Genomic DNA, 23,784 nt, shown 5'->3' with positions numbered 1-23,784 from the left:
GCGTTCGGCGCCGGCAACGCCGGGTCACTCCGCCGGTTCCGCGCTCTTCCGCACCCCGAACCCGCGGGTGACGGGCGCGAGGAAGGCCAGCAGCGCGGAGAAGACGAGCCCCGTCCAGCAGAAGACCGCCCACGGCAGGAAGTCGAAGTTCGCCACACCCAGCGTCGACGCGAAGAAGGCGCCGGAGACGGTCCACGGCATCAGGACCTCGGTGATGGTGATCGAGTCCTCCATACTCCGCGACAGGTTGACCGGGTGGAGCCTGCGCTCCTTGTACGCCTTGCCGTAGAGGTCGTTGACGAGGAAGTAGGTGACCAGCGCGTTCGACGTGCTGTTGATGATCGCGAAGCCGGAGAGCAGCGTCGTCAGCACCAGGCTGCCGGTCGAGCGCAGCCTGTCGATCAGCCCGCTGAGCAGGACCCGCAGCACGTTGGAGTTTTCCAACGCCGCCGCGAAGAGGAACGCGCAGAAGACGAAGAACGCCGGCTCGTACATCGAGTGGAGCCCGCCGCGGTCGACCAGTTCGGTGACGGTCGCCGAGACGTCGCCCGGCAGCAGGTCGGTGGTGAAGCCGGAGACGGCGGCCGTGAACGCGTCGCCGACGCTGAACCCCTGCACGAGCACCGCGAGCACGAGGGCGGAGACCGAGGAGAGGAGCAGCACGATCAGCGGCGGCTTGCGCAGGACGGAACCGACGAGGACGACGGCCGGCGGGATCAGCAGCACCGGGTTCAGCGTAAAGAGTCGCTGCACCTCCGCGACGGTCCCGTCGATGACGCCCAGGTCGACGGAGCTCGCGTCGAGGGAGTGCCCCGCGAGCAGGAAGACGACGAGCGCCACGAGCGACGACGGCACGGCCGTGTAGAGCATGTGCCGGATGTGCTCGTAGATGTTGGCGCCGACGGCCAGGGCGCTCATGTTGGTGGTGTCGGAGAGCGGCGAGAGCTTGTCTCCGAAGTAGGCCCCCGAGACGACTGCGCCCGCGGTGATCGCGAGCGAGACGTCCATCGTCGAGGCGACGCCGATCAGCGCGACGCCGATGGTCCCGGCGGCGCCCCACGACGTCCCGGTGAAGGTCGACACGATGGCCGTGACGACGAAGGAGAGGACGTACAGATAGGACGGGTTGATGAGTTCGAGCCCGTAGTCGACCATCAGCGGGATCGTGCCCGCGGCCATCCAGGTACCGATCAGCATCCCGATGCTCAGCAGGATGAGGATGCCGGGGAGGGCACGCTTGATCTTCTCGCCCATGTCCGTGAGGACCTGGTCGAGGCCGACGCCGTAGCAGGCACCGAAGAGCATGAAGACGATGGCCGCGCATATGAGCATGAGCTCGGCGGGGTACTCCAGCACCCCGATGCCGCCCGCGAGGATCGCGACGACGACCACCACCGGGATGAGCGCGACGGCGGGCCTGGGTTCGGGGACCGTGCGTCCCTCGGCCTCCTCGGCGGACGTCGTGTCCTGTCGGAACTTCATCGTTTCCTCTCGGGCAGGAGTGTGGTCAGGAAGCCGTACTGCGGCTGAGTGCCTCGAAGGCCCGGTCGAGGTCGTCGAGTTGGCTCCGCACGTCCTCCAGCCCGACGGAGAGCCGGACGAGGCCGGGACCGGCCGGTTCGTCCCAGGGGCGTACAGGGGAAGTCACGAGGCTCTCGTAACCGCCCCAACTCACGCCGATCCGGAAGACTTCGAGCGCGTCGACGAACCGGGAGATGCGTGCGAAGGTGCCCTCGCGCAGCTCGAAGCTGAGAAGTCCCGAGAGGCCGTTGAACTGGGAGCTGATCACGTCGGCTCCCGGGCCGTGGTCGGCGTGCGGATGGTGGACGGCAGCGACCTCGGGGTGCGCCAGCAGGTGGTCGACGACGGCGAGCGCGTTGCGCTGGTGCTGCTCCATGCGCACCGGCAGGGTGCGCAGTCCGCGGAGCACGAGCGCGGCCTCCATGGCGGACATGGCCGCGCCGAAGAGCTGGTGCCCCCGGTAGAAGATCTCCCGGATCGTCTCCGACGAGCCGACCACCGCACCGCCGACCACGTCGCTGTGGCCGCCGATGTACTTGGTCAGCGAGTGGATGACGAGGTCCACGCCGACCGTCAGGGGCTTCTGGAAGAGCGGCGTGGACCAGGTGTTGTCCATGACCGTGCGGACGCCGCGGCGTCGGGCGACCGCGGTCAGGGCCCGGAGGTCGAGGACCTTCATCAGCATGGTGCCCGGGCTCTCGACGTAGATCAGCGCCGTGTTTTCCCGGATGTGCTCCTCGACGTGCTCCCGGAAGTACCCCTCGACGTCCGCGTCCGGCGCGGTCAGGACCGAGTGCTCGACCCCGAACCGCTCCAGGTGCTCCGCCAGTTCGAGCGTCGGCCCGTAGACGGTGTTGACGAAGAGCACGTGGTCGCCGCTGCGGAGCAGGCCGCCGAGGACGGCGCCGATCGCCCCCATCCCCGAGGCGAAGCACTTCGCGGCCTCGCCGCGCTCCAGCAGCGCGAGGCGCTCCTCGAGGAAGGCGACCGTGGGGTTGGTTCCCCTGCTGTAGACGAAGTTCTCGTGTTCGGCGGCCTGTTGGCGGGCGAACTCCTCGAAGGACGCCTTGGTGAAGAGGCTGGTCTGGTAGATCGGGGGCGCCACGGCACCGGGCCCGGCGCCCGGACCGTCCCACGCGTCCGTACAGATCTGCCGGTCGGTGCTGTTCACCTGGCGCCTTTCCTCGTCCTTGCGTATGTCGGCGGCTGCGGCGTCTTCCTGCGCGCCGCCGGGTGGACGTAGCCTGTAATACAAGCTGGTAAGTGGTCAAGGGTTCTCGGAAAGCGAGGGCATCGGGCCCGTGCCGGACCGCGCGGGGTGCTCAGTAAGCTCGCGCGGGGACGGCCGATTCGACGGAGGGGCGGACGCGTTGGGAGAGACGACGGAGGGGGACTCGTCGGAGCGGCGGGGCACCATGCGCGCCCGGCCGCGGTCGCTCACCGCCCAGGTCGTCGAGTTCATCGAGGAGCTGTGCGTCGGCCCCGACGTCGCGCCGGGGGATCAACTGCCGCCGGAGGGGGAGTTGGCGGCGCGGTTCGGCGTCAGCCGGGTCGTGCTCCGGGAGGCGATGAAGGCCCTTGAGGCGCGCGGGCTCGTCCAGCGCCGGCAGGGCAAGCCGGCCGTCATCGCCTCGCCGAACGCGCTCCCCGTGGAGAATTTCGTCGCCCTCGCGGTGCTGCGGGACAAGCGCGCCCTCATGGAGTTCACCGAGATCCGCAAGGCACTGGAGGTGCACGGCGCCCGACTCGCCGCGCAGCGCATAGCGGGCCCGGAGGAGCCGGAGACCCGCGCGCACATCGCCAGGGCCAGAGAGGCGATCGCCGAACAGCGCGCCGCCCCGCTCGACATGCCCACCCGCATACGCACGGACGTCGCCTTCCACCAGGCACTCGTGGCGGCTGCGGGCAACACGAGCCTGACGCAGATCCTCGACGCCCTGGAGCACTCGCTCGCCGAGAGCCGCGAGGAGAGCCACCGGCGCTACCTCGCCACCGGCGCCGACCCCGCGGGGTCGGCCACCGAGCACGAGGAGCTACTCGACGCCGTCCTCACGGGCGACCCCGCGTGCGCGGTCGCGGCGATGGAGGACCACCTCCAGGTCACGCTCCAGGAGATAGAGACGCGTCCGGAGCAGGGCTGAGCCGCCCGCTCCCAACACCCCTTCGTGTCCAGGGGTTCCAGGAGGGACGCCGCTTCCACGACCGGTGAACCCGGCCCACGGACGCGACACCGCCGCCGGCGGCGTCAGAGCTTCTCCACGGGCGCGTACCGCAGCAGCAGCCGCTTCGGCTTCTCCCCGCCGAAGTCGACGCTCGCCTCCGCCTTGTCACCGCTTCCCTTGACCTCGACGACGGTGCCGAGACCGAAGCTGTCGTGCGTGACCCGGTCCCCCACGGCGAGCGAGACGACGGGGCGGTCCTGCGTCCGCCGCGTCGCGAAGCCGGAGGGGCCGCGCCGGGACGACGCGGCGGCCGAGGAGGAGAGCGAGGCGCCCGCGGCCGAGATCGGCGCCGCCGCACCGGCTGTTGCGCCCGTCCGCTTCCACTCGACGTACTCGTCGGGGATCTCTTCGAGGAAGCGCGAAGGCGGGTTGTAGGAGGGCTGGCCCCACACGCTCCGCAGGGTGGCGCGGGTGAGGTGGAGCCGCTCGCGGGCGCGGGTGATGCCGACGTAGGCGAGACGGCGCTCCTCCTCCAGCTCCTTGGTGTCCCCGAGGGCCCGCATGTGCGGGAAGACGCCGTCCTCCATGCCGGTGAGGAAGACGACGGGGAACTCCAGCCCCTTCGCGGTGTGGAGCGTCATGAGCGTGACCACGCCCTGCTCCGCGCCCTCCTCCTCGTCCGGGATCTGGTCGGAGTCGGCGACGAGCGCGACCTGTTCGAGGAAGTCGGCGAGGGTGCCGGGCTCCTCCTCACCCCGCTCCTGCTCGAACTCGAGGGCGACGGCGGCGAGTTCCTGGAGGTTCTCGACGCGGGTCTCGTCCTGCGGATCGGTGGAGGACTGGAGCTCGGCGAGGTAGCCCGTCTGCTCCAGGACCGCCTCCAGGACGGTCGCGGGGCCCGCCCCCGACTCCACGATGTTCCGCAGCTCCTCCATGAGCGCGTTGAACCGGCGGACGGCGTTCGCCGACCGCGCGGCCATGCCGTACGCCTCGTCGACGCGGACGAGCGCCTGCGGGAAGGTGATCCGCTCGCGCTGCGCGAGCGCGTCGATCATCGCCTCGGCGCGGTCGCCGATGCCGCGCTTGGGGACGTTGAGGATGCGGCGCAGCGGCACCGCGTCCTCCGGGTTGGCGAGGACGCGCAGGTACGCCAGGATGTCGCGGACCTCGCGGCGCTCGTAGAAGCGGACACCGCCGACGACCTTGTACGGGAGGCCCGTGCGGATGAAGACCTCTTCGAAGACGCGGGACTGCGCGTTGGTGCGGTAGAAGACGGCGACGTCGCCCGGCTTCGCCTCGCCGGCGTCGGTGAGGCGGTCGATCTCGTCGGCGACGAACTGCGCCTCGTCGTGCTCGGTGTCGGCGACGTAGCCGGTGATGGACGAGCCCGAACCGGCCTGCGTCCAGAGGTTCTTGGGTCGGCGGCTCTCGTTCCGCTCGATGACGGCGTTGGCCGCGTTGAGGATCGTCTGGGTGGAGCGGTAGTTCTGCTCCAGCAGGATCGTCGTGGCCTGCGGGTAGTCCTCCTCGAACTGGAGGATGTTGCGGATCGTGGCGCCGCGGAAGGCGTAGATCGACTGGTCGGCGTCGCCGACGACGCAGAGTTCGGCCTGCTCCGGGGCGTGCGGATCGGCGGCGAGGCGCTCCTCCGTCCGGCCGGGGCCGACGAGTTCGCGTACGAGGGTGTACTGCGCGTGGTTGGTGTCCTGGTACTCGTCGACGAGGACGTGGCGGAAGCGGCGGCGGTAGTGCTCGGCGACGTCGGGGAAGGCCTGGAGCAGGTGGACCGTCGTCATGATGATGTCGTCGAAGTCGAGCGCGTTCGCCTCGCGCAGGCGCGCCTGGTACATCGTGTACGCCTCGGAGAGGGACTTCTCGAAACCGCCGGCCTCGCCCGAGACCTGGGCCGCGTAGTCCTCCTCGTCGACGAGTTGGTTCTTGAGGTTGGAGACCTTGGCGCTGAAGGACTTCGGGGGGAAGCGCTTCGGGTCGAGTTCGAGGTCCTTGCAGACGAGCGCCATCAGCCGCTTGGAGTCGGCGGCGTCGTAGATGGAGAAGGACGAGGTGAACCCGAGCTTCTTGCTCTCCCTGCGCAGGATGCGCACGCAGGCGCTGTGGAAGGTGGAGACCCACATCGCCCCGGCGCGCGGCCCGACGAGCTCCTCCACGCGCTCCTTCATCTCGCCCGCCGCCTTGTTGGTGAAGGTGATGGCGAGGATCTGCCCCGGGTGCACGCCGCGGGCGCCGAGGAGGTGTGCGATCCGGTGCGTCAGGACGCGGGTCTTGCCCGAGCCGGCCCCCGCGACGATCAGCAGCGGGCCGCCCGAGTGCACGACGGCCGCGCGCTGCTGCTCGTTCATGCCCTCCAGCAGGGCCGCCGGATCGATCGCGGGGCGGGCCGCGCCGTCGCGGTAGTGGGTCTCACGGGCGGGGGCGGCGCCCGCGAAAGAGCCGCTGAAGAGGTCGTCGGGGATCTCCTCTTCGGGGTGCTCGACGCCGTACGCCGGTTCCGGAGGCTCCTCCTCCGGTGCGGGCAGGCCGGCGCGAGCCGGGGAGGTGGCCGGACCCGTCGCGGGCTCGGCGAGGCCGGCGAGGAAGCTGTCGTCGAAGAGGCTGCTCATCGTCGACCGAGTCTAGGACGCTCCGCCGACAACGCAGTACGCGATCACGAGCCGATTACGGAGAGATAGCGGACGAATCGCACACCAGCCTTCACAGGGGCACCACAAGTGGCTACGGTGCCCTGTCAGGCAGCCCGCACCGTCTGCCGACGAAAGCGTCGGCACGGGTCGCCTCCGCCGAGTCCGGTCCCATCGGAACCGGGGACCCGAACGCACCACCAGGGGTGAATCGGAGTCACGCACGCGCCAGTTGGGCATACGGCACGCTCCGTAGGGCGCCTTTCCGGCCCGAACCCGTCAGCTAACCCGGTAGGCGGTTCACGGAAGGAGTCGCCGGAGTTGGCGTCGCACCGCAAGCCGCGCACCCGAATACTCCAGTCTGCCGCCGGCCGGCGCGGGGCCGTCGGTGTCACCACCGCAGCGCTCGCCTCCGTCACGCTGCTCAGCCAGAGCGCGAGCGCGACGCCGTCGGACGACAGCGAGGAGAAGCCCTCGCTCGAAGAGGTCAAGAAGAAGGTCGACGGCCTGTACCAGCAGGCCGGCGCCGAGACGCAGAAGTACAACGCGGCCAAGGAACGCAGCGAGCAGCAGCGCGAGAAGGTCGACGGGCTCCTCGACCGGGTCGCCCAGCGCACCGACAAGCTCAACGACGCGCGCCGCGTCCTCGGCAACTACGCGGCCGCGCAGTACCGCACGGGCGGCATGTCGGAGACGGCCACGCTGCTCCTCACCAAGGACCCGCAGGGCTTCTTCAAGCAGTCGCACCTGATGGACCGGATGACCTCCCAGCAGAAGGACGCGGTCACCGAGTTCCAGCAGCGGCAGAAGTCGGCGAACACCCAGCGGGCCGAGGCCACCGAGCAGCTCAAGTCGCTCAACACCGCGCAGCGCTCGCTCAAGGAGCGCAAGCAGAACGTCCAGTCGAAGCTGAGCGAGGCCCGCGAGCTGCTCTCGAAGCTCACCGCGCAGGAGAAGGCGCGGCTCGCGCAGATCGAGCAGGAGAAGCGGGCCGAGGCGCAGCGCAAGGCGAAGGAGCGCGCCGAGGCGGAGCGCCGCAAGGCCGCACAGGAGCAGCGGGAGCAGCAGCAGAACGAGGGTTCGGGCGGCTCGGGCTCCTCGCAGGGCGACTCGGACTCGCCCTCCGGCGGCTACGCGGCGAAAGCGGAGAAGGTGCTCTCCTACGCCAAGCAGCAGTTGGGCAAGCCGTACGTCTGGGGTGCCACGGGCCCGAACTCCTTCGACTGCTCGGGGCTGACCCAGGAGGCGTGGAAGACCGCCGGCATCTCCCTCCCGCGCACCACCTACGACCAGGTCAAGGTCGGGACGCAGGTCGCGAAGTCGGAGATGCGGCCGGGCGACCTGATCTTCTTCTACGACGACGTCACCCACGTCGGGATCTACGTCGGCGACGGGCAGATGATCCACGCGTCGAAGCCGGGCGACGACGTCAAGTACGAGGCGATCGACTACATGCCGTTCCACTCCGCGGTGCGTCCGGCCTGACGCACACGACTGCGCCCGGCGTACGAAGCTTTGTACGCCGGGCGCCGGTTCGCCGTCCTGCGGGGCCGCGCGCTCGTGGGGTTCACACCCAGAGCACCGCGATGAAGATGTTGGCCATGGTCAGCGCGCCGACCGCGCCCAGCACCTTCGAGGAGACCGCCTCCTCGTCGCGCTTGACGTAGACGAGGCCGAGGATCACCACCAGGATCGCCAACTTCACCGCGATCTTGAGGTTGTTGACGCTTCCGCCGTCCATCTCGCGGAAGCCGACGAGGAGCACGCCGGTCACCAGCATCGTCAGGGCGCCGTGCAGCATGCCGGGCAGCATGCGCGCCGTGCCCTCGCCCATCGCCTTCATCTGGAAGAGGAAGCCGCCGAGCAGCGCGGCGATGCCGATGACGTGCAGGCCGACAAAGATATTGATCAGAACATCCATGCGGTGAGCCTAGCCGCGGGCTTAACACGCCGGGGCCGCGAGGGTGCGCATCTTCTCCACCTTGATCAGCACTTCGCGTATGCCGGACATGCCACCCGCATCACCCGTGTCGTGTGCGCACAGTAAGCGGTCGGTTGCGAAAAGTACCGGTCAACCAGCCCTGGCCGCCCGGACTCCGTCTACCGTCCTTGCTCGTGCGGACCCCGAACGGGTCCGCGACGAACGCCCGGCGGCGGGGAACGTTCCCCGTGCGAACTCGCCGCCGGGTGCCTCCGCTCGACGGACGCACCACGGCGATGGCGGCACGGCTGCCGGGCGGCGAGGGCCCGAAGCAGTACCGTCACATCGCCTTGCACCGATTTGTACGTATGTGTACGCACGACGTAAGGAGTGACGGCCGGCTCATGGCCTCGCATCGCAGACCAGGCAGCACGCTCAACTCCCTCCTCCCGCGCCGCTCTTCCGAAGCCCCGCGCTCCCCCGCACACCGCGCCGCCCCAGGCGCCCTTCCCCGTGGGACGACCGCCGCGACCCTCGCGCTCGCCTCGCTCACCGCGGTCACCGTCCTCCAGGGCACCGGCCACGCCGATCCGCAGCCGAGCACCGCCCAGGTCAAGTCACGCGTCGACGCGCTCCACCGGGAGGCCGAACGCGCCACCCAGGAGTACAACGGAGCCCGCGAGCGCGCCGATTCGGCCGAGCGCCGCCTCGACGACCTGCGCGACCAGGCGGCCCGCAGGACGCAGCAGCTCAACCGCACCAGGGACTCGCTCGGCGCCTTCGCCGCAGCCCAGTACCGGCGGGGTGCCATCGCCCCGGGGTTCCAACTCGCCCTCTCCTCGAAGCCGGACGAGTTCCTCGACCGCGCGGCACTCGCCGAGCGCGCCGGCGCGCAGCAGGCCAGCGCCGTCGACAGGATCGGGCGGCAGCTACGCGGCGTCCGCCAACTGCGTACGGAGGCGGCGCGGACGGCGAAGTCGCTCGACGCGTCGCGCGCCGAGGCGCACCGGCGCAAGCAGTCCGTCCAGCACAAGCTCGACTCGGCCCGCACGCTGCTCGACCGCCTCACCGCCGCGCAGCGCGCCCGCGTCCTCGACGAACAGCCGGACGAGCCGGCGGACTCCCCGTCGGCCGGCGCCGCACCGGCGCATGCCGCCCGCGCCACCGCCCGCGATACGGGCGCGCAGGCGGTACCCGCCGCCGCCTCGGGACCGCGTGCGACGCGCGCCGTCTCGTTCGCACGGGGCGCGCTCGGCAAACCGTACGCCTGGGGCGCGAGCGGCCCGTCCGGGTACGACTGTTCGGGGCTGACACAGGCGGCGTGGAAGTCCGCGGGCGTCTCGCTGCCCCGGACCACCTACGCGCAGATCAAGGCCGGACGCCGGGTGGAGCGCAGCCAACTCGCCCCGGGCGACCTGGTCTTCTTCTACCGGGGCGTCACCCACGTCGGGCTCTACGTCGGCGGCGGCAAGATGATCCACGCCCCGCGTCCCGGGACGTCGGTGAAGGTCGCCTCCATCAGCGAGATGCCGTACGCGGGGGCGGTGCGGCCCGGGTGAGCCGCCTGGCGCCGGGTCCCGGGGCCGGGCCCGTGAGGTGCGACGACGCCGGCGGGCGGCAGGGGCGCGCCGCGCGGGGCGCCCCTGCCGCCCGCGGCGGGCCGCGGATGAGGCACAATCCCCTTCCACTGCCCGGTAGTTGACTGCCGCCCCCGCGCGCCGGAACGCGCGGTGCGGGCGAGCCCCGGGCGTGGATCTTACTGCGAGAGGCGGGGTGGCACAGTGGCCGTCGGAACGGCGCGGGACGACGCGGACGCGGAGGGCGGCGGGAGCGGGGGCCCATGGGCCGAAGCGGAGCCGCGCGCGGCTGCGCAGGCCGGCACGTCGGAAGGTGTGCCGAGCCAGCGCACCACCCTGCTCGACAAGGTGCGCGGGGATGGGGGCGCGACCCCCGAGCACCCCACCGGGTGCCTGTGCGGCGGATGCCCGCACGGGGCGCGCAACGCACGGCAACGCGCCGTGTCCGCCTTCGTGCGCCGTCGTGACCAACTGGCCGCCGGTGAAGGCGTACCCGCGGGGCTCGCGCACTCCTCCAGCGCCTCCCGGCAGTGGATCTCCGACGAACTCACGGGCGCAGCACGGGAGATGGCCGACCGCAGCCGTCGCGAGGGCGACCTGGTGAGGACGCGCCTGTGGCGCCACACCCTCGTCGCGGTCTGGGCCGCCGTCGCCGCTCTCCTCCTCGGGCAGGCGCTCACCGCACTCGGCCCGGGCTGGACCCTCGGCAGGACCGCCGGGCTCGCGGCCGCGCTCGTCGGCGCGGCCGCGCTCTCCGCCGCCGCCTACTTCCACCGGGCGCGCGGCGGCGCCCTCGCCCCGCTCATCGGCGAGGACAACCGTCTCTCCACCTCCCGCGCCGTGGCGGCCGGCTGGCTGCTGCTCGTCTGCTTCGACATCCTCGTCCTCGCCTTCGTACTCGCGGGGACGACGGGCGCCGGCGCTCGTGAAGAGCTCCTCGCAGGACTGGAGTTGGCGCGCGGCGCCGGCATCCTCACCGTGCTCGCGCTCACCTGCGCCATCGCCGTCCTCGTACGCCGCACGGTCAGTGTGCGGACGCGGGCCCAGCGCCTCCAGAAGGTGCCGGCCGACCGTCCCCGCGGCGCCGACCTGCTCACCGACGACTCGGGGCACGGCACCTTCACCGACGTCCAGTACGTGCTCGTCAACACGGTGGCGCTCGTCTTCACCGCCGTGCGCCTCGCACGCCAGCCCGACCAACTCCCCGACCTGCCCTGGGGACTCGCCCTCCTCGTCGTCGTCTCCACCGCCACCTACCTCGCCGGCAAGTACACGGAGGGCGGCCGCCCCGTCGTCCTCTCCGTCGTACGGGCACGGGAGATCGGCGACCTCCACGCGCCGATCCGCACCGGCGACGACCTGGAGATCCGCGGCAGCGGCTTCGTACCGCCCGGCGCCAAGGAGGCCGACAGGCTCGCGCGGATGGTGGTGCGCATCGGCGCCGTCCACGTGCACGTGCCGATGATCCCCGAGGCGGGCGGGTTCCGGAGCCCGACGGACACGGCGCTCACGGTCCCCGTCCCGGTGGAGGTCGAACCGGGGCGCGTCGAGGTGCAGGTGGTCACGGCGGCCGGTGTGGAGACCAACAAGTACCCGATCGACGTGGTGGATTGAGCACGGCGTTGACGCCGCACGCGCACACGCCGGGCGGCCTCGACGCGCTGTCACGGGCCCGGCTTGCCACCGCCCGAGTCCGTGGGGGAAGAATCGCCCACGCACACCGAACTCTCATGCGGAAGGCGGTCAGCCCATGCCCCTGTCGGGACCTCGCGGCGGCGAAGGGGGAGCGTCGCAGTCGTTGAGCGGGTTCGAAGGGCCCGTCGGCGGAGCACCGCACGGCGCGCGCTCGACCGCCGCACGGTACGCGCTGCTGCCGCTGCGCCTCTTCCTCGGGATCACCTTCGTCTACGCCGGTTGCGACAAGCTCTTCGACTCGCACTTCCTCAGCGGCAGCGGACCCGGCTCCCTCGCGCACCTGCTCGACCCGGTGCACAGCAGCGCCGGCGCCCCCTGGCTCGTCTCGCTCGTCGAGCAGAGCCCGTACGGCTTCGGGCTCGCCCTGTGCATCGGCGAGATCGCCGTCGGGCTGGGCACCCTCCTCGGCCTCTGGGCCCGAGTCGCCGCCGCCGGAGGCGCGTTGATCTCGCTCTGCCTCTGGCTCACGGTGAGCTGGGCGGCCACGCCGTACTACTACGGCAACGACCTCGCCTACCTGATGGCCTGGCTTCCCCTCGTCCTGGCGGGCGCCCCGTACCTCTCCGCCGACGCCGCGCTGCACTTCCGACGCAGGCGCCGGGGCCGCATGATCTTCAGCTGACCACGCGCCGCCCAAGTCCGCTGGAGGCAACCGCAGTCGGGACGCCGTCTCACAACGGGGAGCGCTCAGTCCTGGTCGCCGCTCCCCCTCCGCGCACGCACCGCCCGCCGCACCAGCCGGGCGACGCCCCCGAGCACCCCGACCAGGAGCACGCCCGCCGGAACCATCGCGGCGGGCGCCCACGCCGGCACGTCCCAGCCGCCGTGCGCCTGGACGAGCGCCACCACCGCCGCCCCGAGCATCAACAGCCCGAGCAGCAGCCTGGCCGGCTCGAAGGGGTGCCTCATCCCCGCACCTCCGCCCGCTCCTCGCCCGCACCCTCCGGGCGCCCCGCGGGGAGCGCCCGTACCGTGCCGACCACCCGGCTCTCCGTCGCCTCGCTGTCCGAGGCGGCGTCCGTCGTATCACGCACCACCTCGACGTGGCCGAACCGCGCCGAGAGGTCGAGGCGGACGGTGCCGCGCGCGGCGGCGCCGTCGAAGGGATGGAGCGTGAGGCGCCGTTGCTGGTTGACGCCGCCCGAGTTCCCGTAGACGACTTCGCCCGCTTCGTCGGTCGACTCGGGCCAGCGCAGATCGCCGAGCTCCACCCCGAGTTCGGCGCGGACCGTCGCGTTCTCCGGCACGCGGACGCGGATCTCGCCCGCGCCCATCCGCACGCGCGTCGCGACCTTCTCGCTTTTCCGCAGACTCAACTCCCCCAGATCGAGTTGGGCTTGCCCGGTGCCCACGCGGTACTCGCCGCGCACGTGCGAGGCCGCCTGCGGACGCCAGCTCGCCTCCGTCCACTCGGTGGTGATCTCCTTCGGGATCACCGCGGCGCCCGCGAGCAGCGCCGCGGTGAGCAACAGCGCGGCGATCGTCCCGCCGCCGACCCGGCCGAGGAAGGAGCTGACCGCCAACCCGGTTCCGAGCACCGCGAGGGCGCAGCCGAGGCCGACGGCGAGCGCCGTGCCCAGCGGACGCTCCCCCCACTCCGCGAGTGCGCCCGCAACCGCGGCGCACACGGCGAGAAGCTGCACGAGGGCGCCGATCGACCTCGGCCTGCGGTCAACGCTGCGGCTGCTCGCCGGCTTCTGCCGTGGATGGGCGGCGGCCGGTGGCTCCGTGGTCTGCCCGTCGTCGGGACCCCACAGGTAGCCGGTGCCCGACTCGGTCGAGGTGCCCTCGCGCCACCAGGACGGCGTGGACGGCGTGGGCGGCGGCGCCGTCTCGGGCGGCGCCTCGGCGACCGCCTGCGCCAGCGCCGGATCGGCCGGCCGCTGCGCGCCGGCCTCCTGCTCCTCCCTGCGGTTGCGCGACCACAGCGCTGCGCCCACCACCACCCCGATGAGGACGAGCGAGGAGAGCGTCCCGCGGCTCCCGAGGGCGGCGAGGAAGAGGCCGCACCCGACGAGCGCGACGAGGATCGCCGAGAGCGAGGACGCCTCGACCCGTCCGGAGAGCAGCCGCCGCGCCTCGTTCTGCGTCTCGCCCTCCGCGGGGATCACCAGCCAGGCGAAGCCGTAGAAGACCAGCCCCAGCCCGCCGACCACCGAGACCACGGCGAGCGGCGCCCGGAAGACGATCGGGTCGACGTCGAAGTACCGGCCGAGCCCTGCGCAGACGCCGCCGACCACCTTGTGCTTCCGCCCGCGCCGGAGCCGCTCCCGCTGCTGCCCGCCCGGCGGTGCCTCGCCGCCGATCGTCCGCCGCCAGTCGTCGACCCACGGCCCGGGCTGCGTTCCCGTGCGCGGGGCGCGGGGGCCGGGGCCTTCGCTCGGACCGCCGTCGTGCGCCGGCTGCTGCTCCTCGGTCATGCACACATTCTTGGCCCGAGCGGCAGCCGCGACATCGGGGGCCCACCCCGAACCGACCCTGAGATCGCTCCCGCACCCCGAACCGCCGGTCGGCGCGCACACCGGAACGGTGGGGGACGTATCAGGGACCGACCCTGATGTACCACCGGCACATCCGTGTGACCATCTCCTCCATGACCGCCCCCTCCCCGCCCACGCAGGACCCGCCCGCCGGGCCCCGATTCCCCCCGGGGGACGGCGGGCGCGAGGAGCCGCCGCGCAAGCTGTACCGCAGCGCGGAAGGGCGGATGCTCGGCGGCGTCGCGCGGGGCCTCGCCGGGCATCTGGGGTTGCCCGTCTCCTGGGTGCGCATCGTCTTCCTCGCTCTGTGCGCGGCCAACTCGCTCGGCATCCTGCTCTACGCCGCCTACTGGTTCGTCGTCCCGCTCGGCGCGGGCGGGGTCGAGCCGGAGAAGGCGCACATCGAGGGGCGGCGGGGTCTCGGGCGGCTGCTGCGCAAGCCGGACAAGAACTTCCTCCTCACCGCGGTCGCGCTCTGCGTAGCCGTGGGCGTGGCGATCGACAACCTCCAGTTCGGGCGGGCCAACACCTATCTGTGGCCGGTCCTGCTGATCGGCGTCGGCGTCGCGCTGGTGTGGCGGCAGGCGGACGACACCCGGCGCGCCCACTGGGCGGCCGTCACGCGGCGCAAGAGGTTGCTGCCGCTGGCGCGGGGGGCCGTGGGTGTGGTGCTCGTCGCCGTCGGCGTCAGCGCCATCGTTGTGATGCAGGGCTCCGTGCGGCAGTTGGGCTCCGTCCTCCAGGCGGCGCTCGCGGTGCTCGTCGGCGTCGCGCTGATCGCGGGGCCCTATCTGGTGCGGATGGTCCGCGACCTCTCGGAGGAGCGGCTGATGCGCATCCGCGCCCAGGAACGCGCCGAAGTCGCCGCGCACGTCCACGACTCGGTGCTGCACACGCTCACCCTGATCCAGCGGAACGCCGACCGGCCGCGCGAGGTGGCGAGGCTCGCCCGTGCGCAGGAGCGCGAACTGCGGCAGTGGCTCTACAAGCCGCAGGCCGGGGGCGAGGAGGAGAAGGAGGAGCCGGGGACACTCGCGGAGGCGGTCCGCGCGACCGCGGCCGAGGTCGAGGACGCCCACGGGGTGCCGGTCGAGGTGGTGACCGTCGGGGACTGCCCGCTCGACGAGCGGCTGGGCGCGCAGGTCCAGGCGGCACGCGAGGCGATGGTGAACGCGGCCAAGTACGGTGGCGACAGCGGGACCGTGCAGGTCTTCGCCGAGGTCGAGGGACGGACGGTCTTCGTCTCGGTCCGGGACAGGGGGCCCGGCTTCGATCCCGAGGCCGTGCCGGAGGACCGCATGGGCGTCCGCGAGTCGATCGTCGGCCGTATGCGACGCAACGGCGGCACCGCGCGCATCAGGTCGGTGCCGGGCGAGGGGACCGAGGTGGAGCTGGAGATGGAGAGGGCGGCGGAGTCGTGACCGAGGCAGAGGCGCAGCCGGAGGACGGGCGCAGGGCGAGGGTCGTGCTCGTCGACGACCACCGCATGTTCCGCGCGGGCGTGCAGGCGGAGATCGGACGTACCGAGGAGACGGGCGTGGAGGTCGTCGGCGAGGCCGGCGACGTCGATCAGGCCGTCTCCGTGATCGCGGCGACCCGTCCGGGCGTCGTCCTCCTCGACGTGCACCTGCCGGGCGGCGGCGGGGTCGAGGTGCTGCGCAGGTGCGCGGCGCTCATGGGCGAGGCGGAGGAGCCGGTGCGGTTCCTCGCGCTCTCCGTGTCGGACGCGGCCGAGGACGTCATCGGCGTGATCCGCGGAGGCGCGCGCGGGTACGTCACCAAGACGATCACCGGGGCCGACCTCGTCGACGCCATCTTCCAGGTCGCCGAGGGGGACGCGGTCTTCTCGCCCCGCCTCGCCGGCTTCGTCCTCGACGCCTTCGCCTCCACCGACGCACCCCCGGTCGACGAGGACCTCGACCGCCTCACCCAGCGCGAGCGCGAGGTGCTGCGGCTCATAGCGCGGGGGTACGCGTACAAGGAGGTGGCGAAGCAGCTCTTCATCTCGGTGAAGACGGTGGAGTCGCACGTCTCGGCGGTCCTGCGGAAGCTCCAGCTCTCCAACCGGCACGAGCTGACGCGCTGGGCCGCCGCCCGCCGCCTGGTCTGAGGGGCCGCACCAACCACCGTACGTGCGGGTTGCGTCGGATGCGGCAGAGCGCACGGTCCTGTTCCCGCCGGGTCGCTGCTCAACTACCTTGCCGTGCATGGACGTCACGAGCGGGCGCGCGCCCGGCACCATGGAGCTGGTCGCCCTGGGCGACAGCCTCACCGAGGGCGTCGGCGACCCGCACGGCCGTCGACTCCACGGCTGGATACACCACTTGACGCAGCCGCCGGCACCGTGGCGGCTCAGCGCGAACCTCGCGCGTACGGGCGCCCGCGCCGCCCACGTCCGGCGCGAACAGCTCGCCACGGCCGTGGCGCTCGCCCCGGCCGTGGCCACTTGCGTCGTCGGCGTCAACGACGTCCTCGACCGCCGGTTCGACGCGGGACGCTTCGCCGTGGAGTACGAGGCGCTCGTCGGCGGCCTCCGCGAGGCGGCGCACGTCGGCGTGCTCGCCATGACGCTCCACGACCTGTCCGAAGGGCTCCCCCTCACCCGCCGCGCCCGCACCTCCCTGCGGAGCCGAACGGCGGCGGCGAACAAGGTGATCGAGGAGGTCGCCGGCGCCCACGGTGCCTGGCTCCTCGAAGCGCGGGAGGCCGTGGCGTTCCGCGGGGCCGGCATGCTGAGCGTCGACCGCCTCCACCCCAACCGGCGCGGCCACCGCTACCTCGCGGCCTGCGCCGCCGAGGTGCTGCGAGGCGAGGGACGCGTACAGCACACCGCGGGGCCGCCGGCCGCCGACCCGTTGGGGCTCAGGCTCCGGGCCACCGGCGGCCATCTGCGGTGGCTGGCGCGGCACTTGGCAGGATCGCCCCGCTAGCGGGGCGGCTCACGGGTGCATGCGGGCGCCCTTCAGCACCCGGTCGACGTCCCTGCGCGGCCCGTGGAACGCAAGCCCCACGAGGTCGAGCTCGGCCGCCGGCACCGCGCGGACGGCCGCCCTGTTCGCCTCGTCGTCGCCGGTGGCGAAGAGGTCGGAGGTGAAGACGCCGATCGCCAACCCTCGCCGCAGCGCCCGTCCGTGGGTGGCCGTGAGCACTTCCTTGCCGCCCTCCAGGACGAGGACGGGCTGCCCGAAGGTCGGCAGGTAGGCGTTGCCGTCCGCGTCCGCGTACGCCTCCCCCACCAACTCCGGTACCGCGGTACCGACTCCGCCGGCGAGGAAGGCGGTCACGTTCACCCGCTGCCAGCCGAGCAGGTCGTCCCTGAGCAGCACCGCGGTCTTGGTCTCGGCCCTGACGGGCCCGTTTCCGTTCTCCATGCGGACGATGCTCGACCGGGCGCCACCTGCGGGTCTTGTACGATCCGAACATGGCTGCTCGCGCGGACGACCGTCCCCGCATCAGGGCGTGGCGGCCCCGAGTCGGCGGCGTGGCCGAGGTGTTCCACGCCCGCTTCACCGACCACGTCTACCCGATGCACGCCCACGCCTGCTGGGCACTGCTCCTGGTGGACACCGGCGCCGTCAGGTACGAGCTCCACCGCCACGAGCACGGCGCCCTCGACGGCCTCGTCACGCTCCTCCCGCCACAGGTCCCGCACAACGGCCGCGCGGCCACGGGGGACGGCTTCCGCAAGCGCGTCCTCTACCTGGAGCCGGGGCAGCTCGACCCCTCCCTCATCGGCCGGGCCGTCGACCGTCCGGTCTTCCGGGACCCCGGTCTGCGGCGCGGGGTCGACCGCCTGCACACGGCGCTCTCCTCGCCCGGCTCCGAGGACGCTGCCGAGTGCGCCCTCGCGCTCGTCACCGACCGGCTCGAGGGCCACCTGCGCGCCCGGCGCACGCGCCCGCACGATCCCTCCCTCGCGCATCGCCTCCGCGAGCTCCTCGACTCCCGGATCGTCGAGGGCTGCCCGCTCCACGAGGCCGGCGACGTGCTCCATGCGCACCCCGCCCACCTGATCCGCGTCTTCCGGCGGGAGTTCGGGATGCCGCCGCACGAGTACCTCACCTCCCGCCGCGTCGACCTCGCCCGCCGGCTCCTCGTCGCCGGCGCACCGGCTAGCACGGCCGCCGCCTCGGCCGGCTTCCACGACCAGTCCCATCTGCACCGCCACTTCACCCGGCTCCTCGGCACCACACCGGGCCGGTTCGCACGCAGCGGCCTCCGGGCGAACCTCGTCTCCGAAGAGGAGGGGAAGCAACCCTCCGGCGGGCCGAGGCGCTAGCGTGACGCACCATGGCAGTACAGGTGGTCCTCCTCAACGGCGGCTCGAGCTCCGGGAAGTCCCGGATCGTGCGGTGCCTCCAGGACGAACTGCCCACGCCCTGGCTGGCGTTCGGCATCGACTCGCTCATCGAGGCGATGCCCGCTGCGATGCAGCACTCGGAGGCGGGCATCGGTTTCGCGCCGGGCGGCGGGGTGCACGTCGGCGGTGACTTCCGGGCGCTGGAGGCCGCGTGGCAGCAGGGCGTCGGCGAGATGGCCCGGGCGGGCGCCAGGCTCCTCGTCGACGACGTCTTCCTCGGCGGCGGTGAGTCCCAGTTGCGCTGGCGGAGGCCGCTCGACGGGCTCGCCGTGCTCTGGGTCGGCGTCCGGTGCGAGGCCCGGGTCGCCGCCGCTCGCGAGGCCGGGCGGGGCGACCGGCTCCACGGGATGGCCGCCACGCAGGCGTACACGGTGCACGAGGGCGTCGCCTACGACATGGAGGTGGACACGACGCACACCGAGGCCCCGGTGTGCGCCCGCGCGATCGCCGCGCACCTCGACTGAACGCACGGGTCAACGCCCCTGCTTCGATGGCGAGTTGGCCGCGCCACACGCAGCGCATGCGCCCCTGCACCCTCGGCGACCACCCAAAAGGCCGCTCCCGGCAACGCACCCCCGGCCCGCCCGGCGCACGGTGAAGGGCATGCGGCTCTCGAAACTCGCGCTCGCCGCCGCGCTGCCCCCGGTGCTGTTGCTCACCTGTGAGGCATCCGTCCGCAGCGCCACCCCCCAGCCCCCGCAGCGCGCCGTCGAACACCACCGCCCCGTGACCGCGGCGCGGCCGACGATCACGACGAGGCACGCCTGGGGCGCGGACGAGCATGCGGTCCGCGAGCGGCCCACGTACACCCACGCGGTACGGGCCGTCTTCCTCCACCACACCGACCACGACAACGACTACGACTGCGCCGACGTACCCCGCCTGCTGCGCACCCTCCAGGCGTCCCACGTGCAGCAGGGGTGGGACGACGTGGGCTACAACTTCGTGATCGACCGCTGCGGCACCATCTACGAAGGCCGCGCGGGCGGGGTGTCCCGCGCCGTGAAGGGCTCGCACACGGGCGGCTTCAACGACGACACCGCGGGCATCGCCTTCCTCGGCACCTTCGACGAGGGCCAGAAGGTCCCGGACAAGGCGCTCGCCGCCGCAGCCCGCCTCATCGCCTGGAAGCTCAAGCCGGGCTCCGACCCGGAGGGCTGGGCGAAGCTCCGCTCGGAGAGCGACAGCAGCCGCGTCGAGAAGGGCGACGCAGCGAGGTTCCACACCATCGCGGGCCACCGGGACGCGTACGAGACGGACTGCCCCGGCAAGGAGCTCTACGACCGCCTCCCCGAACTCCGCTCCAAGGTCGCCGAGTTGCGCGCCGACGCCGCCCGACGGCAACGGCACTGAACCTCCCTCCCCGTACCGGGATACCGTGCACGCGGCATCGCCGCCCTCGCCCCGCTCCGTCCGGCACACGGGCGCCTACGCGCGGCGCACCGCCCAGGCCGTCGGCGAGAGAAGAGTGGGGCACGCATGAGACTTCAGCGGAAGAGCGCCGTCGTCACCGGCGGCATCGGCCGCGGCATCACGGCGGCGTTCCTCCGCGAGGGCGCCTCTGTCCTCGCCGTCGACCGCGACGAGGAGGCGCTGTGCACCGCCGAGTCGGAGTTGGACGCCGGCGACGCGCTCCGCACCCTGCAATGCGACCTCGCGGCCCGGTCGGCCGCCGAGGAGATCCGCGCGGCCGCCGCCGGCCACTCCGGCGGCATCGACGTCCTGGTGAACAACGCGCACACCTCCCGCCAGGCGCCCTTCGTCGAGCACACTCGGGAGATGTTCGCCCTCTCCCTCGGCACGGACTTCTACGCCACCGCCCGCCTGACGCGGTCCTGCTACCCGCACCTGCGCGAGCGCCGCGGCTCGGTGATCGACTTCGCCTCGGGCGCCGGGCTCGACGGCCAGTCCCACCAGGCGTCGTACGCCGCGGCGAAGGAAGTCGTCGCCAACGAGTGGGCGGCCGACGGGATCAACGTCAACCTCATCTCCCCGCTCGCGCCCACCGCAGGCGTCGACGCGTGGGCGAAGCAGCGCCCCGAGCAGTACGAGCAGGTCGTCCGGAAGCTCCCGCTCGGGCACATGGGCGGCCCGGAGACGGAGATCGCCCCCGTCGCCGTCTTCCTCGCCAGCGAGGACAGCGCCTACATGACAGGCCAGACGCTGCTGGCCGACGGCGGCACCCTCGTGCTCCGCTGACCCACGAGCCGACGCACCGCAGGAGAAGCATGCCCCCGCCGACCGAGTACCGCGCGCCCCCTACCGGCGTCCGCCTCCGCGCCATGCATCCCGACGACGGCCCCGAGGTGCGCGCCCTCCATCAGGCGGGCATCGAGGAGGGCGACGCCACCTTCGAGACAGCGGCGCCGAGTTGGTCCGAGTTCGACGCGGCGAAGCTCGCCGGCCACCGCCACGTCGCCGTCGACGAGGAGTGCGGGCGGCTCCTCGGCTGGGTCGCGGCCGGGCCGGTCTCGCAGCGCGCCGTGTACGCGGGCGTCGTCGAGCACTCGGTCTACGTCCACGACGGAGCCCGGCGCCGCGGCGTCGCGAGCGCGCTGCTGCGCGCGCTCGTCACCTCGACGGAGGCGGCCGGCATCTGGACGGTGCAGTCCGGCATCTTCCCGGAGAACACCGCGAGCCTCGCCTGCCACGAGCGCGCCGGCTTCCGCGTGGTCGGGCGCCGCGAGCGGATGGGCAGGCTCCGCGGGCACTGGCGCGACGTGCTCCTGGTCGAGCGCCGCAGCCCCCTCGTCCGCTGACCCGGCCACCAACGGACAGGGCGGACGGACCGGTTGGAACCGACCGGGCAGCGGCAGGAGAGGAGCACACGCACCGCGGTAACCTGGAGACGCGGCACCGACGTGTGCCGCGCGGCGGTGGGGCCCGCCGCCCCCAACCGCGGCACCGCCGCCAACGGTCCCTGCTTGCAGCAGTCCCCGCCCGCCAGGGCGCCGTGCGAGTAGGAGAGCCCGTGCCGGAACCGCCCCCCGCCGAAGACCCGGACGTCGATCTCCATCTGCCGGCGCACCGCGCGGAGCTGCGCAGCGGCCGCGCCTCCCTGCTCGGCGCCGTCGCGCTGGGCGGAGCGCTCGGCGCGGGCGCGCGGTACGGCGTCACGCTGCTGTGGCCGACCCCGCACGACGGCTTTCCCTGGGCCGTCGCCTGCGTCAATACGGCGGGGTGCGCGCTGATCGGCGTCTTCATGGTGCTCCACGAGGAGTTGGGCTCCCCGCACCGGCTGCTGCGCCCGTTCATCGGGGTCGGCGTTCTCGGCGGGTTCACCACCTTCTCCACCTACGCCGCCGACACCCACACCCTGCTCAGCGCAGGACGCCCCCTCGTCGCGCTGGCGGACCTCGCGGCGGTACCGCTCCTGGCGCTCGCCGCCGTCGCGGTGTCGGCGCGGGCGACGCGGGCGTGCGTCGCGCGTGTACGGAACGCAGAGGGGGCGCGGTGAACTGGCTCCTCGTCCTCGTCGGGGGCGCGCTCGGCGCCCCGCTGCGGTACCTCACCGACCGCGCCGTGCAGTCGCGGCACGAGAGCGCGTTCCCCTGGGGCACGCTCACGGTCAACGTGCTCGGCTGCCTCGGCATCGGCCTTTTCACCGGCGCCGTTCTCGCCGGCGCGGCCCCGTCGGAGCTCCAACTCCTCCTCGGTACCGGCCTGTGCGGCGCCCTCACGACCTACTCGACGTTCTCCTACGAGACGCTCCGTCTCGCCGAGAGCGGCGCCGCCCTCCAGGCCGCCGCCAACGTCGGCGCGAGTGTCCTCGCGGGGTTCGGCGCGGTGCTCCTCGGCGACGCGGCGGCCTCGGCGGCGTGGGGGTGAAGCAGTCGCCGACTCCCCCGGCCCGCGGACGAGTTGACGGCGGCCGCGGTACCGCCCGGCGCCGCGGCGGGCCGCGTGCTAGCTTCTGTATACAGTACGTATGCAGAGGCGTCGGCGGGAGAACTGGCTGTGCAGTCCGGTAGGCAGAAGGCGTACACGTACCTCAAGGAGACGGTGCTCACCGACCCGGCGATGCAGGGCGAGTTCCTCTCCGAGCAGGCGATCGCCGACAGCATCGGCGTTTCGCGGACCCCGATCCGCGAGGCGCTCCTGCTCCTCGCCGCCGAGGAACTCGTCAGCCTCGTCCCCAAGCGCGGCGCCTACATCGCGCCCCTCTCCGGCCGCGAGATCGCAGAACTCATGGAGATGCGCGCCGTGTTGGAGCGGCATGCGGCGCGGTGCACGGTCGAGCGCGACACCGCACCTGTGGAGGGGATGGAGCGCGTCCTGAGCGAGCAGAAGTCGCTGCGGGGCGAGCAGAGCGCCCGCGAGTTCATCGCCGCCGACCACCGCTTCCACGCCACGCTCATCGCCGCCGTGGGCAACGAGCTGATGGCGAAGCAGTACGACGCGCTCCGCAGCCGGCAGATCCGCGCCGGCGTCGACGCGCTCTACCGCTCCGGCGGACGGCAGGACGAGGTCCTCACCGAGCACCGACGCATCGTCGAGGCACTCGGCGAGGGAGACGCGGCGAAGGCGTGCACCGCCATCGACGAGCACATCGCCGCCACCCGCCGCATCCTCACCGACGGCTGAACCGTACGACCGACGCCGCGCGCCGGCCGTACGGCACGGCACTCGTCACAGCCTCCGATTGTCGAGCACCGCGACCGCCCGGCGCACCCGCTCCACCTCGTCGACGTCCACGTCGGCGACGAGCAGTTCGGGTGCCGTCCCCGCTTCCTGCCGCACGCTCCCGTCGGGGGCGACGAGCAGGCTGTGGCCGATGCCCGTCGGCGCCCCGGTGCGCTCCTCGATATCGGCCTCCGGGTCCGGCGGGGCCTGGTCGACGGCGGCGACCCAGACCGTCGCGTCGAGCGCGCGGGCCCTCGCCAGGAGCGACCAGTGGTCGAGCTTCCCGGGACCGGCGCCCCAGGAGGCGGGGACCACGCTGAGTTGGGCGCCCGCGTCGGCGTGTGCGCGGAAAAGCTCGGGGAAGCGCACGTCATAGCAGGTGGCGAGGCCCGTCCGGACGCCTGCGACGTCGAGCGTCACCACTCGCTGACCCGGCGCCACGGTGTCGGACTCCCGGAAGCCGAAGGCGTCGTAGAGGTGGATCTTGTCGTAGAAGACCTCGCCGTCGGGCCCGGTGGCGAGCAGCGTGTTGGCCACCCGGTCGTCCTCGGCGGGCGTGAACATCCCTGCGACGACGGTGAGTCCGTGGCGCCGGGCGAGTTCTCTGAGGCCCTCGGCCCACGGCCCGTCGAGCGGCTCGGCGACGGGGCCGAGCGGAATACCGAAACAGGCCATGGTGGCCTCGGGGAAGACGGCGAGCTGCGCCCCTTCAGCCGCGGCGCGGCCCGCCAACTCGTCCACGGCCCGCAGGTTCTCCTGCGGGTCGCCTCCCGCCGTGAACTGGCACAGCGCGATACGCAACGTGG

24 protein-coding genes and 1 riboswitch are annotated in these 23,784 nt (G+C 72.7%); of the genes, 16 read left to right on the top strand and 8 right to left on the bottom strand.

All coding sequences use genetic code 11. The annotated features are described in order from the left end of the window. Nucleotides 1-24: 24 nt before the first annotated feature. Nucleotides 25-1,482, bottom strand: a complete 1,458-nt coding sequence (nhaC, locus tag F603_RS0125025; RefSeq protein WP_019548684.1) for a Na+/H+ antiporter NhaC — start codon at nt 1,480-1,482, stop codon at nt 25-27. 25 nt (nt 1,483-1,507) lie between these two features. After that, entirely contained in the window at nt 1,508-2,692 is a 1,185-nt protein-coding gene (locus F603_RS0125020) for a trans-sulfuration enzyme family protein (RefSeq protein WP_019548683.1), read from the bottom strand. Nucleotides 2,693-2,891: 199 nt separating this feature from the next. On the opposite strand from F603_RS0125020, the gene F603_RS0125015 reads away from it, so the two are divergent. After that, the gene (locus tag F603_RS0125015) at nt 2,892-3,662 is read left to right on the top strand and encodes a FadR/GntR family transcriptional regulator (protein WP_019548682.1); all 771 of its coding nucleotides are present in this window, start codon (nt 2,892-2,894) and stop codon (nt 3,660-3,662) included. Nucleotides 3,663-3,766: 104 nt separating this feature from the next. Here F603_RS0125015 and pcrA read toward each other — a convergent pair whose 3' ends face one another. Then, nucleotides 3,767-6,304 carry a DNA helicase PcrA gene (gene pcrA, locus F603_RS0125010; protein WP_019548681.1) on the bottom strand — a complete coding sequence of 846 codons (2,538 nt, stop codon included), beginning with the start codon at nt 6,302-6,304 and terminating at the stop codon, nt 3,767-3,769. 165 nt (nt 6,305-6,469) lie between these two features. Further along, nucleotides 6,470-6,635, top strand: a riboswitch (cyclic di-AMP (ydaO/yuaA leader). 8 nt (nt 6,636-6,643) lie between these two features. Between pcrA and F603_RS0125005 the strand changes: the two genes are divergently transcribed. Next, a complete protein-coding gene (locus tag F603_RS0125005; RefSeq protein ID WP_019548680.1) occupies nt 6,644-7,807 on the top strand; it encodes a C40 family peptidase in 1,164 nt (387 codons plus the stop codon). 82 nt (nt 7,808-7,889) lie between these two features. Here F603_RS0125005 and F603_RS0125000 read toward each other — a convergent pair whose 3' ends face one another. After that, entirely contained in the window at nt 7,890-8,243 is a 354-nt protein-coding gene (locus F603_RS0125000; protein WP_019548679.1) for a hypothetical protein, read from the bottom strand. Nucleotides 8,244-8,647: 404 nt separating this feature from the next. Between F603_RS0125000 and F603_RS0124995 the strand changes: the two genes are divergently transcribed. From F603_RS0124995 to F603_RS0124985, 3 genes are all read left to right on the top strand, one after another. After that, the gene (locus F603_RS0124995; protein ID WP_019548678.1) at nt 8,648-9,802 is read left to right on the top strand and encodes a C40 family peptidase; all 1,155 of its coding nucleotides are present in this window, start codon (nt 8,648-8,650) and stop codon (nt 9,800-9,802) included. Nucleotides 9,803-10,168: 366 nt separating this feature from the next. After that, nucleotides 10,169-11,434, top strand: coding sequence for a hypothetical protein (locus F603_RS0124990; RefSeq protein WP_211231123.1), 1,266 nt, complete (start codon nt 10,169-10,171; stop codon nt 11,432-11,434). A 136-nt stretch (nt 11,435-11,570) separates the two neighbouring features. After that, nucleotides 11,571-12,137 carry a DoxX family protein gene (locus tag F603_RS0124985; RefSeq protein ID WP_425427015.1) on the top strand — a complete coding sequence of 189 codons (567 nt, stop codon included), beginning with the start codon at nt 11,571-11,573 and terminating at the stop codon, nt 12,135-12,137. A 65-nt stretch (nt 12,138-12,202) separates the two neighbouring features. Here F603_RS0124985 and F603_RS0124980 read toward each other — a convergent pair whose 3' ends face one another. Next, nucleotides 12,203-12,424 (bottom strand): hypothetical protein, encoded by a 222-nt coding sequence (locus F603_RS0124980; RefSeq protein WP_019548675.1) that lies wholly within the window; start codon nt 12,422-12,424, stop codon nt 12,203-12,205. Continuing rightward, nucleotides 12,421-13,935, bottom strand: coding sequence for a PspC domain-containing protein (locus F603_RS0124975; protein ID WP_019548674.1), 1,515 nt, complete (start codon nt 13,933-13,935; stop codon nt 12,421-12,423). Before F603_RS0124975 ends, F603_RS0124980 begins: the two co-directional genes overlap by 4 nt. A 173-nt stretch (nt 13,936-14,108) precedes the next feature. Here F603_RS0124975 and F603_RS0124970 point away from each other — a divergent pair, with 173 nt between their 5' ends. The 3 genes from F603_RS0124970 (at nt 14,109) to F603_RS0124960 (ending at nt 16,925) form a co-directional block, all read left to right on the top strand. After that, on the top strand, nt 14,109-15,416 hold the full coding sequence (locus F603_RS0124970) for an ATP-binding protein (RefSeq protein WP_026328695.1): 1,308 nt from the start codon (nt 14,109-14,111) through the stop codon (nt 15,414-15,416). Further along, nucleotides 15,413-16,105, top strand: a complete 693-nt coding sequence (locus F603_RS0124965; RefSeq protein WP_019548672.1) for a LuxR C-terminal-related transcriptional regulator — start codon at nt 15,413-15,415, stop codon at nt 16,103-16,105. Before F603_RS0124970 ends, F603_RS0124965 begins: the two co-directional genes overlap by 4 nt. Nucleotides 16,106-16,202: 97 nt before the next feature. After that, entirely contained in the window at nt 16,203-16,925 is a 723-nt protein-coding gene (locus tag F603_RS0124960; RefSeq protein WP_019548671.1) for an SGNH/GDSL hydrolase family protein, read from the top strand. 9 nt (nt 16,926-16,934) lie between these two features. On the opposite strand, the gene F603_RS0124955 is transcribed toward F603_RS0124960, so the two are convergent. Next, the gene (locus tag F603_RS0124955; protein ID WP_019548670.1) at nt 16,935-17,366 is read right to left on the bottom strand and encodes a DUF2000 domain-containing protein; all 432 of its coding nucleotides are present in this window, start codon (nt 17,364-17,366) and stop codon (nt 16,935-16,937) included. 50 nt (nt 17,367-17,416) lie between these two features. Here F603_RS0124955 and F603_RS0124950 point away from each other — a divergent pair, with 50 nt between their 5' ends. The 8 genes from F603_RS0124950 to F603_RS0124915 all read left to right on the top strand — a co-directional run bounded on the left by F603_RS0124950 (nt 17,417) and on the right by F603_RS0124915 (nt 22,939). Then, on the top strand, nt 17,417-18,274 hold the full coding sequence (locus F603_RS0124950; RefSeq protein ID WP_051096355.1) for an AraC family transcriptional regulator: 858 nt from the start codon (nt 17,417-17,419) through the stop codon (nt 18,272-18,274). Between the two features lie 11 nt (nt 18,275-18,285). Then, nucleotides 18,286-18,819 (top strand): chloramphenicol phosphotransferase CPT, encoded by a 534-nt coding sequence (gene cpt, locus F603_RS0124945; RefSeq protein WP_019548668.1) that lies wholly within the window; start codon nt 18,286-18,288, stop codon nt 18,817-18,819. A gap of 139 nt (nt 18,820-18,958) precedes the next feature. Next, a complete protein-coding gene (locus F603_RS0124940) occupies nt 18,959-19,708 on the top strand; it encodes an N-acetylmuramoyl-L-alanine amidase (protein WP_019548667.1) in 750 nt (249 codons plus the stop codon). A 126-nt stretch (nt 19,709-19,834) separates the two neighbouring features. Continuing rightward, nucleotides 19,835-20,554 carry an SDR family NAD(P)-dependent oxidoreductase gene (locus F603_RS0124935; RefSeq protein ID WP_019548666.1) on the top strand — a complete coding sequence of 240 codons (720 nt, stop codon included), beginning with the start codon at nt 19,835-19,837 and terminating at the stop codon, nt 20,552-20,554. A gap of 29 nt (nt 20,555-20,583) precedes the next feature. Next, nucleotides 20,584-21,114, top strand: a complete 531-nt coding sequence (locus tag F603_RS0124930) for a GNAT family N-acetyltransferase (protein ID WP_019548665.1) — start codon at nt 20,584-20,586, stop codon at nt 21,112-21,114. A 212-nt stretch (nt 21,115-21,326) separates the two neighbouring features. Then, entirely contained in the window at nt 21,327-21,812 is a 486-nt protein-coding gene (locus F603_RS0124925) for a fluoride efflux transporter FluC (RefSeq protein WP_019548664.1), read from the top strand. Then, a complete protein-coding gene (crcB, locus tag F603_RS0124920) occupies nt 21,809-22,183 on the top strand; it encodes a fluoride efflux transporter CrcB (RefSeq protein ID WP_019548663.1) in 375 nt (124 codons plus the stop codon). The genes F603_RS0124925 and crcB overlap by 4 nt, the downstream gene beginning before the upstream one ends. 129 nt (nt 22,184-22,312) lie before the next feature. Beyond that, nucleotides 22,313-22,939 (top strand): GntR family transcriptional regulator, encoded by a 627-nt coding sequence (locus F603_RS0124915; RefSeq protein ID WP_019548662.1) that lies wholly within the window; start codon nt 22,313-22,315, stop codon nt 22,937-22,939. Nucleotides 22,940-22,984: 45 nt separating this feature from the next. Here the strand turns inward: F603_RS0124915 and F603_RS0124910 are convergent, their stop codons facing one another. Continuing rightward, a complete protein-coding gene (locus tag F603_RS0124910) occupies nt 22,985-23,779 on the bottom strand; it encodes a carbon-nitrogen hydrolase family protein (RefSeq protein ID WP_026328694.1) in 795 nt (264 codons plus the stop codon). Between the last annotated feature and the right edge of the window lie 5 nt (nt 23,780-23,784).

The sequence above is a fragment of the Streptomyces sulphureus DSM 40104 genome (genome assembly GCF_000381025.1).
GTDB classification, from domain to species: domain Bacteria; phylum Actinomycetota; class Actinomycetes; order Streptomycetales; family Streptomycetaceae; genus Streptomyces; species Streptomyces sulphureus.
Note: the sequence above shows the minus strand (reverse complement) of the source record. Positions and strands in the feature narration are given on the sequence as shown.